The following is an 11,689-nucleotide window of genomic DNA, read 5'->3' on the forward strand; positions in this document are numbered from 1 at the left end:
TTTGAAAAAAGTTCTCACCTACCATTATACAAATAATTTTATATAATAACGGATGTATATTAAATCGATTTTTTGACAAAAAAATGCTCCTTACAATATGTAAGAAGCATGAAAGAGGCAAACGAATATGTAAGTCGCGACCCTACCTTATATGAGTATGCTTTTCTATGTCACGTTATGCTCATCTAATATACCGTATTTCTTTTTAAATCTTGTAAGAATCGTAATCCATGAAGTACTAAATAGTAATAAGAAAATAACATTCGAAATCGCATGGCTCAAATCAAAGTAAAAACTTGCGATATAATACGAAATGACAGTTTCCCACGTTGCTTCTCGTATAAAACCGAGAAGGCCCCAGAAATTCATAATCCAGCCAAATAAAAAGCCAACAATTACTCCGTAAAGAAGTCTTCCCCATAGCTTTTTCATAAAAAATGTATTACAAAGTAAACCTGCTATAAAACCAATCATACCCCAGGAAAACATTTGCCACGGTGTCCATGGACCTTGTCCTAAAAAAATATTAGATACAATCGCTGCTGTAGCACCAATCATAAAACCAGTTTCACTACCAAATACAATTGCAGAAACGATAATGACAAAAGAAGTTGGTTGTACACTTGGTAAAATAGAAAATGGCACCCGGCTTACTGCTGCAATTGCCGCTAATACAGCAACGAGAACAATTTCACGTGAAACAAACGCCTTTCTTTCAAAACGGATATAGAAAGGTAACATAATAACCGCTAATATAAACAAACTACTTAACATGTAATAACCGTCCATGACAAGTGTCGTAAGAAGTAATGTGCCGATTATTACTGCAAAGATACATATTATGAATGCAACATATCGTTTGGACACGCTTCGTACACATCCTCCCACGTTAATGCATATGGCAATTCTTTTCGAATGAATCGATTAATAGATGTTGTATAAAAGAAGTTCCCGCTAAAAAATTCTTTCGGTGCATCATTCATAATGACTGTTCCGTCAAATAACATCATACATTGATCAACGTATTTCGCTGCAAATTCAATGTCATGCGTCGCCATTACAATTGTTGTTCCTTCTTTTTGCAGCTCCCTAAATAGTTCTCCTACTCTTTCTTTCTTCCATGGATCTAACCCCTTTGTCGGTTCATCCAGTAATAATAGCGTTGGCTTTGATAATAACGTTGTACATAGCGCAAGTAATTGTTGCTCTCCTCCGCTACAATCGTGCGGATGGCGTTCTTTAAGCGAATACAACCAAAACTGTTTTAGCCTATCTTCTGCTATTTCTTTTCCTTGTTCTCCGTATAATTCACGTGCACGTTCATAAACCTCGTCCCATACTGTATCAAATGTAAAATGATAATACGGATGCTGCGATACATATCCAATACTTTTAAATCGTTCTTTCGAATCAATTTTATGTATCACTTTTCCGTTCCACTTTACTTTCCCTCTTCTCGCTTTTTGTAATCCTGCTAAAATCGTTAACAGTGTAGACTTACCTGTACCGTTCTTCCCAACGAGCGCTACCCATTTTCCTTTTTCAATCGAAACTGATAAATCATGTAAAATAAGCGGACTATTTTTTTCATATTGGAACGAAATATGCTCTGCGCTTAAAATTACCTCTTGCTTTTCACTTTGTGCTATTGGCTCATTTACATATGATATCGCTGCAAAATCATTCATTTTCATTTGCGCCTCTCGCACTGTAAACGGAATATCTCTCACATTCCACTCTAAAAATAGCCTTGGAATTTGCGGAATAAATGGACGGAATGATTCTACTCCCCACATATCCGTAATAACAATTTTAGGACTACCATCATACATAATACGGCCATTATCCATACAAACAACGCGTGTTGCAAGCGGGATAACTTCATCTAAACGATGTTCACTTAAAATAATCGTAATTCCAAGTTCTTCATTAATCCGTTTTAATAATCCTAAAAACTCTTTTGCAGCGATTGGATCTAACTGCGCTGTCGGTTCATCTAATAATAGCAATTTCGGCTGCATAACTAATACCGCAGCTAAATTAACAAGTTGCTTTTGCCCACCAGATAACGTGTGAACAGATTGATGCAATAAATCTTGAAATCCTAAAAAGCTAATAAGCTCTGCTATTCTTTTTTGAATAATATGTGATGATAATCCGATATTTTCTAAAGAAAATGCTAATTCTTGAATTACTGTATCCATAACGATCTGATTTTCTGGGTTTTGAAATACCATGCCAATTTCTTGGGCAGATAACAAATCAGCTACTTCCTCTATTAAAACACCCTCATAAAATATCTCTCCAGAACGCGTACCAATTGGAAGTAACTCCTTTTTAAAATGTTTTAATAAAGTCGTCTTCCCAGATCCCGATCCTCCAGCAAGTGCAATAAACTCACCTTTTTGAACAGAAAGAGAAATATGCTGTAACGCATATTCGTTTTCATCAGCATATACAAATGATAAATTGTTTATTTCTGCATGCGCCACCATATCCATTCTCTCCCTTCCATTATGATTGGTAAACTAATAAACATCGTAAATACGACAAACATCATCCCATCGTATTGTTGAAATAGAATCGATTCGACTTTCGGATAAATAATCAATTTCCCTCCGCCATAATTACTACATATAATAGCAGCTATAAATAGAATGATTAAATAACTGAGCGTATACCAGTCACGCCTTTCCATTCTATAGCGAATATACGTCGTACGCTTCGTTACACCAAATCCACGAGCTTGCATAGAATCTGCCGTTTGCAGTGCATCTTCTAATGAACAAATTAATAATACTTGCAGCAATTGCATACCATTTTTGACGCGTTCAATTATCGAACCTGAATCTACCTGCACACCTTTCGTCTTTTGAACGAGTGTGATTTTCTTTAATCGCCTTATAAACAAAGGAACAAATCTCACTGTAATCATCGTTAACAATGCAACTTTCGGTGAAATTCTTGAAAACAAATATAAAAATTTATGACTGGAAATAATATCATTGTATGACGCAAACGTAAACATAACTGCAACTAGTAATAACCCCATTACTATTCCAAACATAATCGCCTCAAGCTTAATACGGCTATCACCTAACCAAAATAACGTAGTTCGACCTCTATGCGTTAATAACGAATTAAATAAAATTACCATAAAAAAGAAAACAATTATGCTCGGTAGCATCTTTCTTATCTTTTCGCTATTTCCTTGCATCACATTTAACATAATAATTAATACTATTGCTCCAATTAAAAAAAGAGGATGAAGACACATCATACATAGTATCATCACCCCGATATAATAGAAAAAATTCACAAAAGGATGTAAAGAAGAAAAACTTATTTTCATAGCCCTTTACCGAATGCCTTTCTTATTGTAATACGTATACCCACTCAATTGTATCTCCTGGTTTTACCGTAGCTACACCAGCACTATGGTTTGGAAAAGCACCGTTCACACGATATTTCCATCCACTAGTATCCGCAATATCTTTTTCATATAAATCATTAATACCTTTTACATAAATACTATCTCTAGATCCGCTTGCATCAACATCTAATCCTGTACGTTGTAATACTTTATACACAGTATCGCCATCTTGTATATCCATCTTTTTCGCACCCATTATATATCCGTTATTTCCTTTTACCGAGATTGTTACTTGTTTTGCTTGCGGTTTCGGTGGTGCTGGTGGATTAGGTGGTACTGGTTTCGGTGGTGCTGGAAGAGTTACGTCTTTTCCACCTTTATTCGGATCAACTTTTTGCTCCTGCTTCGGTGTTTCTTTCGGCTGATTCACAACCTTTGCTTCTTCTTTTACTTCTGGTGCTTTCGGTTGTTGTTTCTCTTCTTGTACTTGTTGCTGCTCTGGTTGCTTATTTACAGCAGGTTGCTCTTTCGGTTGTTCCTGTTGTTCCTGTTGTTTCTCTTCTTTCTTTACCTCTGGTTGTGCCTGCGGCTTTTCCTCTTTCGGCTTCTCTTCTACTTTTTGTTCTTGTTTCTCTTTCTGTTCTTCTTGCTGCTTTTGCTCTGATTCAGCTTGCTTTTCTTCTGCTTTTTCTTCTGGCTTCGCTTCATCTTTTTGTTCTTCTTGTTTCGCTACCTCTTCTTGCTTCGGTTCTACCTTCTTTTCAGGCTTTACAGCTGCCTCTTCACATCCGGCAAGTAGCCCGAGCGAAAGCAGTAAAGAAATGAACCATTTCACCTTACTCATCCTATCTCTCACCTTTCATACGAAAATTAGGAGCAAATAATTGCTCCTAATTTTTTGTTAAGCTGCTTTACGTCTCCATAATACATATGCAGAAGCAATACATAATACACCCATACCTACTTCTGTTGCTGGACTATGAGAAGATGCTCCTGTTTTTGGTAGACTGTTACCGTTTCCGATTTTTTTATTCTTAACCGGTTCGTTATCTACAACTACTTTTAGATTTTCATCTTTTGTTTCTTGTTGTACTTGTTTTTGTTCTTTCGGTTCTTCAGTAACTTCTTTTTCTACTACATTATTTTCTGGTTCAACGACCTTTTCTGGCTCTTCAATCGGTTTTGGCTTAATTACATCACCAGCGTCTACATTAGACCAATCATAAATAGATTTTCCCATTTCCTTAAATTGAAGTAATGCTAAAAGAGCCTGTTCTGTAGCCATTCCGTTACCATTTTGATCACTTGGTAACCATTTAAATTCACCATTTGAAAGTTGATATGATAATAGGTTTTGCATTGCCTTATGAAGACGATTTTGATCTACATCTTTAACAAGCGATAATCCAATAATTGCTTGCGCAGTACTATTTGAATTTTCTTGTCCATCAGCTGAAAAACCGCCATTTTGCAGCTGTTCGTTATATAAATACGCAACAGCTTTTTGTATAGCTGGTTTCACATCTGATCGCTCTTGATAAGGAGCTAATGCTGATAAAACCATACCTGTTACATCAACGCTACTAGCACTATCTTTACTACCTGAACTATTATAAGTCCATCCACCGTCTGTATGCTGATTATTTAACAGTGCTTCCACTAGAGCAACTCTGTTCCATTTTGATTCAACTGGAATCTCATACTTCTTCGTATCAAATGCAAGTAAAGCAAATGCATAACCTGTAACAGAATTCACTTTATCTGACTCATACAATTTTTGAACTAAATTATGTCCACCTACATTTTTAGGGTCTGCACTCATTGCATTCATCATAATAATTGTTCTAGCTAAATCTGTCGCTGAAAAACGGTTAATACGCTTTTCTACTTTTTCAGTTACTGACTTAACATAATTTAATTTTGCCTCAATTGGCACATTCTTTCCAGAACGAGAAAGCGCTACAGCTACCCAGTCACTTTCAATTCCATCTTGTAACATCTTATCTGATGTTTTAGAAATGGCTTCGTTTAATTGTGCACTTGGAACTTGAATGTTCTCTTGCTGTGGTTGTTCTGTTTTTTTATCATCTTGACCTTCTGGTTTTGGATCAACTGTCGGTTTACCATTTTCACCTTCCGGTTTTGGATCGACTGTCGGTTTACCATTTTCACCTTCCGGTTTTGGATCGACTGTCGGTTTACCATTTTCATCTTCCGGTTTTGGATCGACTGTCGGTTTACCATTTTCACCTTCTGGTTCTGGTTCTTCTGTTTTGCCACCGTTAGGTTCTTCTGTTTTACACGTCCCGAACTTATCTAACGTTTCTTTCAATGTTTCCTGGCTTATATTGCTCCAGTCTGAAACAAAGCGAAAGACAACAACATCTCCAGATTTTAATTTATAACTATCTGCTCCGACTTCTGCAGACTTATCATTTACATCATACAGCCAAGCACTTGTAGCCCCGGCCATTAAACCATCGATGCCTTTTACATATGTTCCAAACGACATCGTTTCAGATTCTACCTTGTCCCCCATGACCTTTTGCAGCAAACTTAAAGCTGTTTCCCCATCTTTAATTTGCTCTTCTTTCGGACATAACATAATGCCTTTTTGTGATTCCCCAATAATTGCAAGTTTTGCTGTATTTTCTTCAGCAAACGTAATATGTACTGTATTCGCAAAAGAAACAAATACAAGTGTCACTGCCATTAACGACGTAAGCAGCCACTTTTTCAACATTGCCATCCCAAAATTTCCTCCCTTACTACCATTTACACAAAAAAAGGCCCTTCAAGGGCGTGCGATTGACACTCTCTTTTTGTAAGTGTCGAACAAAAATGTACAACACCTCCTACCCGCATTATTCGCGGCTATATTTGTATAGGAAAAATAATTTTGTTTATGAACGTATCATTGTGATAACATTCACTTTTCTTGGCACAACTTACTTCCATTTAAGTTATCGTAAAACGATAAACCTATACATTCTGTAAATTTTAAATTTCTGTATTATTTTACTATTGACAAAGAATTTTGTCCATGCTTTATCGGATTTATTTTCTAAGAATAATAACTTATTAACTCTTAACTATGTAAACTCTTTTCACTAATAATGACGCCATCTTCATCCGCATAGACATATTCATTTGGATTCCAATCCACTTGTCCAAAGTGCAATGAAATATTTCGTTCTCCTTTTCCTTCTTTCACACTTCTATTTGGCATCGTTCCTAACGCTAAAATACCAATATTAATATTCTTTAGTTCACTAGAATCACGAACATACCCATTCACAATAATTCCTGCTAGCTTTCTTTCTTCCGCAATAGCTGCCAAATTATCACCAAGTAACGCACAATTAGTAGACGCTCCGCCATCAACAACTAATACTGTTCCTTCTGGTAATGTTTGCAATCCTTCCTTCACTAGTACATTATCATCTTTCACTTTTACAGTTGCAATTTTCCCGTGGAATTGTTCTTTCTTCCCAAAAGACCGAAAAGACTGGCGACATATTTGTAATTCCTTTTCAAATTCATCACATAGATCTGTAGTTTTCCACATCTTGTTCCCTCTTTTCCTTTTTCTTTCTACATAACATATTCTTGGCTTATTATCGTTTCCCTGTCTAATATTGCAATAATTTGTATGTACGGGAAAAGGATACAAAAACTATTGCCTTAAGAAGCTACCTTTATTATAATCTATTTCACAGATTGAATTCAGAATATTGAAATTAATAAAATGAAGAAGGAGGAATTTTATGCAAATACAAACTGAGGCAAAAAAACAACCTAGTAAACAAAAGTTTAAAATGCCTGATGCGTACGTACTACTATTTTTTATTGCCTTACTTTGCGCCATTGCTACGTATTTTGTTCCTGCTGGAGAATTTAAAAGAGTTACAAACGGGACCGTTACAACGACAATACCAGGTAGCTATCATTCTGTTCCGCAATCACCTGTAGGATTTGTTTCTTTTTTTACCGCTATTGAAAAAGGAATGACACTTGCTGCTCCGATCATCTTTTTAATTTTATTTACAGGCGGTGCCATTGCCATTCTTGAAAAAACAGGTGCTCTTGACGGTTTAATCTATCATGTTATAAACAAATTTCGTAATCAGCAATTACTTTTCATTTGTATCGTTGCCGCACTTTTTTCTATTCTCGGAACGACTGGCATTATCGTTAATTCAGTTATCGGTTTTATCCCCATCGGTATCATCGTTGCACGCACATTAAAATGGGACGCTATCGTCGGTGTAGCAATTATTTATTTAGGCACTTATGCTGGTTTTAACGCTACTATTTTATCCCCCTCACCTTTAGGCATTTCACAAAAGATCGCAGAACTTCCGATGTTTTCGGGAATTGGTTTACGCACAGCTATCTATATATCTTTTTTACTTGCCACTATCCTTTATATTAATTGGTATGTAAAGCGCTTGAAAAAATCGAATAAAGGAAGCATTCTTGGCGATAACTGGTTTCCAAGTAACGCCCTTTCAAGCGAAAAGGAAGCAGAGAAAAAAGAAGTTCCTTGGACGATACGTCATAAATTAATTTTACTCGTTTCAGCTTTATCATTAATTGCATTTTTAATAGGCGCTTTTCGTCTACATTGGACGGACGCAGAAATGACCGCTACTTTTATTTTCATAGCAATTACAGCCGGAATAATAGGTGGCATGAAAGCAAACGATATCGCTTCTACTTTTCTAGCGGGCTGCCAAAATCTCATATATGGTGCTTTAATCGTCGGAATGGCTCGCTGTATTTCAGTCATTTTAGAACAAGGAAAATTACTTGATACAATCGTTAACCAGCTCGCACAGTCTCTTGAAGGACAAAGCCCTGTATTTGGCGTTATCGGTATGTACGTAAGTAGTGCCGCATTACATTTCCTTATTTCATCCGGGACAGGAGAATCGGTTATTTTTATTCCGATATTAGCTCCATTAGCTGATTTCATGCACATTACACGCCAAGTTACAGTACAGGCTGTTATGCTCGGCGAGGGTGTAGTAAACTGCCTTAATCCAACTTCCGGTGTTTTAATGGGCGTTCTCGCAGCAAGCGGCATTTCTTATGGAAAATGGATTCGTTTCATGGCTCCACTTGCACTCATTTGGTTTATCATCGGACTTGTTTTTCTTATTGTTGGGGTGAATATTGAGTGGGGACCTTACTAAATACTTAACTAGATAAATAAGTACTATCGTTCCATATAAATATCTATTCTATTTCCCTCACTAGTCCTATAAAAATCATTTATTCTAGTAAAAATCTAACAAGGGATTGATCATAATGATCAATCCCTTTTATCAAAATATAATACCTTTAAAAATCTTAGTTCCAAATTTTATTTACCCATTCAGGATGATCAATAAAAGGATTGCGGTTATGTTGATATTTTGTAAAAATCACTTCATTACGCTTTCGCTCTAAATCATCGACCGGGTCTTGTTCATTCCATTTTAATAAAACAGATAGTTTCCCCATGTATGGATCTTTATTGTTATTCACTTTTTCATTTAGTTCTAAATCTATTTCGCCGTTGTCTCCCTCGTAACGAACAGCCATATAAAACAGCATTCTAGCAATATCTCCCTTTACACTATCACGAGGTTCCCAAGAATCACTATCATATTTACATTCTGTCGCTTCAGAATGATTCACACCACCATTATCAAAATCCAGATTTCCACGTGAACTATTTACAGATACATCCGTCGCTCTTAAATGATGTAGATCTGTTCCAGGTCCTGCAGTCGTTCCAAAGTCACCGTGAGATTTTGCCCAAACATGCTCTCGGTTCCAGTTATTTACTCCTGATCCATTCGTAAGTTTCCCTTGCGAACGACCAGTGTATAAGAGTATCACATTATTTTTATTATTTGGGTCCTCATCAGTATCTCTTAGCGCTTCCCAAACCGCACTGTATGATAGCTTTGTATGATTATCAATAATATTATGCAGTTTCTTCTTTAATTCTAAACCCGTTTTTCCTATTGCGTTATTATAATATGTATCGTCATAATTTTTCACAATACTCTCTTGTGCTGATGCAGGAGCTACTTCACCGTGTATAGTATCTGTGAATGATAGAGATGCAGAACCTAAAATAAAAAATGAAGACAGTGTAATCATAGCAAGCTTTGTATTTCGAAACTTCATATACCCATTTCCCCTTTAAAATATAATTTGAAGCTATTCACTAAAAAATGCTTTCTAACTCCCGAAACCTTTTAGAAACCCCTACCCCTTTTCTGTTTATTTAATACAAGACTCTATCCAGTCTGTATCACTTCTAAACTTTTTATTTATTCACATTCCAAACAATTTCACTTTTAACAAGAAATATCCTTCTCCTATAAAGATTATTAAAATATTCTTTACAATTTAAAAGTAGTTTAATATTAACTTATAAATTTAAATTTATTTATGCAATAATGCATATTTGATAAATACTTTAAAAAACAGTTTGAATAAAATGCATTCAAAGAAAACCGTGCCACAAAACAGATACAATCTAAGACAGAAATAATAAAAATCAAGATGATAGCTCGACTTTTCCCTTTTCCATAACTGTCTTTATTTTTGTGTAAAACCTTTCTTTCCCTGAATAATACGTACAAAAATAGATTGGATACCATGTAGGCACCAATCTATTTTAATTAAAGAAACTGTGTCAATTCTGAGTTCACAATACGTTGTGCAGTAATGATAACACTGTCAGCTGTTAGTCCATAAACACTATATAGTCCACCAGGTTGATTAGGAACAATTTGAACTTCATATTCAAATGCTTGTCCAAAAGCAGGATGAACTAAACTTAGAGTTACAAAAGTAGAAGCATTAGAATTCACATTGAAGTTTACCTGTTCAATTAATACTAATGAACCGTCAAGTCTAAAAACTCTAGCTACTCCAGTAAGTGGGCCCGCAGTACGGTTAAGGATTTTCACCCTAACTCTATTTGCATTAGCAGGTTGATTTCCTACGTTTTCAATTGGTCCTGTAGTAAGAGCCATATAACATCACCTCCATTATATTATTATGATATTCAACGATAAACATTAATGTTATAGTCTAATTACCCAATTTACTTAAAATAAAAAGAAGCTCCAAATTCTATTATATTTAGGTCATAGATATTAAACTTAATAAAATCAAAGGCAGGAGCATATTTGATATGTTCCTGCCTTTTTATTGTGGGATACCGATAAATAGCCCTCTAGCTAAGATTTTAAAGTGCTACAAAATCAAAAATTTTATCTCACCACAGTTTTCTACGAGAATCCAGTGAACAGCTTATTTACATAATTTTTGTTCTCGGAAGTTGATTTTGTAGCGCCCTTTCTCGTAATTCACTATGTTTTCCAAAGAAAATAGTGAAAAACAGGGCGATGAATACATTTACAAAATGACAAAACTGTAAGAATACACGAATGTTTGTAAGAAAGTTCGATGTTTTCTTTTTCCTTTTTTTATTATAGTGAAAAAGAAGAACAAAATATTCTCTTATGTAGGAAAGGAAGATAATAATGATTGATCTATTAAATAAATGGATGTTAGAAAGTACAGCCAATTTTAATATCGTTGTAGGACTTACAGCACTTCTATTTTTGGGTTCAGTAATTGCACTTATTATTATTTACAAAAAAATTGGTAAACCGGTTGAAAGAACAAATACTATTTATTTAAAAATTACTTCTCGTATGTTTACTACTCAAATTCTAATGAATGCTATATTTATTTCTTTAGTTGGTAAAGATATTGAGAATTTCCGTCAAATCTTTATATTATTTGAAGCTTTTGTATTCTTTATTGGAGCTATTTATTCGTTTAAATTATATAGACAGGAGTACAAATGATTCACTTATAAGAAACAATAAAAAACAGTAGTGATTTTACATTACTGTTTTTTATTGTTGATTTTTAATTGTAAACTTTTCATTTTTAGTTAACTGTATATTCTATACATATGAGGTTAACATAACCCATCATTATCGTTAGCGAGGAAAAAGGACAACCCTGCTCTCACAAGTGAACCCTTTTTTAGTTCTATGAATCTATACATATTTTATACATTCCTATCCTAACGCGGTTTTAGTGCTCTTGTTTGTTACTGGATTAGCCAAAAAACTGTATAAAATCTTGCATACTATTAGCGTGTTTTTTCAAAAATACTGGCATCCCCCAATTTGTGCTTTCTTATGGATATTTCTTGACTCCTCATTAAAACACTCTCCGGTTCTTTGTCTATCTTTAAGAATAAACTCTGCTTGTTTATTTCAAGTTCTTACA

Annotated in this window: 10 protein-coding genes; 2 read left to right on the plus strand and 8 right to left on the minus strand. The window is 35.0% G+C overall.

From position 1 onward, the window contains the following. Positions 1-165 precede the first annotated feature (165 nt). From BHV55_RS16390 to rraA, 6 genes are all read right to left on the minus strand, one after another. Positions 166-867, minus strand: a complete 702-nt coding sequence (locus BHV55_RS16390; protein WP_070756769.1) for an ECF transporter S component — start codon at positions 865-867, stop codon at positions 166-168. Beyond that, positions 840-2,501 carry an ABC transporter ATP-binding protein gene (locus BHV55_RS16395; protein ID WP_070756771.1) on the minus strand — a complete coding sequence of 554 codons (1,662 nt, stop codon included), beginning with the start codon at positions 2,499-2,501 and terminating at the stop codon, positions 840-842. Before BHV55_RS16395 ends, BHV55_RS16390 begins: the two co-directional genes overlap by 28 nt. After that, on the minus strand, positions 2,474-3,352 hold the full coding sequence (locus BHV55_RS16400; RefSeq protein ID WP_070756773.1) for an energy-coupling factor transporter transmembrane component T: 879 nt from the start codon (positions 3,350-3,352) through the stop codon (positions 2,474-2,476). Before BHV55_RS16400 ends, BHV55_RS16395 begins: the two co-directional genes overlap by 28 nt. 22 nt (positions 3,353-3,374) lie before the next feature. After that, the gene (locus BHV55_RS16405; protein ID WP_070756775.1) at positions 3,375-4,217 is read right to left on the minus strand and encodes a DUF4430 domain-containing protein; all 843 of its coding nucleotides are present in this window, start codon (positions 4,215-4,217) and stop codon (positions 3,375-3,377) included. Positions 4,218-4,274: 57 nt separating this feature from the next. After that, positions 4,275-6,122 (minus strand): DUF4430 domain-containing protein, encoded by a 1,848-nt coding sequence (locus tag BHV55_RS16410; RefSeq protein WP_070756777.1) that lies wholly within the window; start codon positions 6,120-6,122, stop codon positions 4,275-4,277. Positions 6,123-6,461: 339 nt separating this feature from the next. Further along, positions 6,462-6,941, minus strand: coding sequence for a ribonuclease E activity regulator RraA (gene rraA, locus BHV55_RS16415; RefSeq protein ID WP_000266038.1), 480 nt, complete (start codon positions 6,939-6,941; stop codon positions 6,462-6,464). A gap of 199 nt (positions 6,942-7,140) precedes the next feature. Between rraA and BHV55_RS16420 the strand changes: the two genes are divergently transcribed. Next, entirely contained in the window at positions 7,141-8,571 is a 1,431-nt protein-coding gene (locus BHV55_RS16420; RefSeq protein ID WP_001166973.1) for a YfcC family protein, read from the plus strand. Positions 8,572-8,728: 157 nt separating this feature from the next. Here BHV55_RS16420 and BHV55_RS16425 read toward each other — a convergent pair whose 3' ends face one another. Both BHV55_RS16425 and BHV55_RS16430 read right to left on the minus strand, forming a co-directional pair. After that, entirely contained in the window at positions 8,729-9,556 is an 828-nt protein-coding gene (locus BHV55_RS16425) for an endonuclease I family protein (RefSeq protein ID WP_070756779.1), read from the minus strand. A gap of 500 nt (positions 9,557-10,056) precedes the next feature. Then, the gene (locus tag BHV55_RS16430) at positions 10,057-10,413 is read right to left on the minus strand and encodes a hypothetical protein (protein ID WP_001229426.1); all 357 of its coding nucleotides are present in this window, start codon (positions 10,411-10,413) and stop codon (positions 10,057-10,059) included. Between the two features lie 513 nt (positions 10,414-10,926). Here BHV55_RS16430 and BHV55_RS16435 point away from each other — a divergent pair. Next, entirely contained in the window at positions 10,927-11,256 is a 330-nt protein-coding gene (locus BHV55_RS16435) for a hypothetical protein (protein ID WP_000566272.1), read from the plus strand. The last annotated feature ends 433 nt before the right edge of the window (positions 11,257-11,689 follow it).

It is taken from the genome of Bacillus sp. RZ2MS9 (assembly GCF_001816185.2).
In the GTDB taxonomy this organism is placed as follows: Bacteria; Bacillota; Bacilli; order Bacillales; family Bacillaceae_G; genus Bacillus_A; species Bacillus_A cereus.